Source organism: Marinomonas profundimaris (assembly GCF_000508165.1).
GTDB classification, from domain to species: domain Bacteria; phylum Pseudomonadota; class Gammaproteobacteria; order Pseudomonadales; family Marinomonadaceae; genus Marinomonas; species Marinomonas profundimaris.
On sequence record NZ_AYOZ01000055.1, the window covers coordinates 1 to 530 of the forward strand.

At 44.3% G+C, this 530-nt stretch carries 1 pseudogene; it reads left to right on the forward strand.

Going from position 1 to position 530, the window contains the following annotated elements:
* Nucleotides 1-367, forward strand: a pseudogene (locus D104_RS33275) (IS91 family transposase); the annotation flags it as partial.
* Nucleotides 368-530: the final 163 nt, after the last annotated feature.

Here is a 530-nt window from a genome sequence, read left to right on the forward strand (position 1 = left end):
TGCTCCCAATGCTAAGGTGCGTGCCGAGGTAACGGCTTCACAACGCGGTAAGAATAGCCCTCGCTTAGCAGAGCATCTGAAAGATTCAGATAAACCATACCATGCGCGAAGCATGTCGTGGGCACAAAGGTTAAAAAGAGTATTCAATATTGACATCACAGTCTGTGAGGCTTGTGAAAAAACCAACGTCAAAATTATTACTTGTATTACGGATCCGGCTGTTATCCATAAGATTTTGGCGCACCTTGACAAGCAGACTCTTCTTGAAGCAAAAAACGATTCTCTAATGCCGCCACTTCGAGCTCCACCAGCCACCGCCTCATTCAGTGACTACATCATTCAACGCGACTTCGATTTTGGCGCATGAAGCACAAAAAACAGACCATCACTTGAACATGCAACATGTTGAGGTAAGGGCTTTCACATATCTCATTGCGGATTTCAGTACCAAAGACCAGTTATATTGCGTCTATCTTGATGACAACTACTTCACTGATTCCTGAAAAGTACCCATTTGACACACGTGCAAC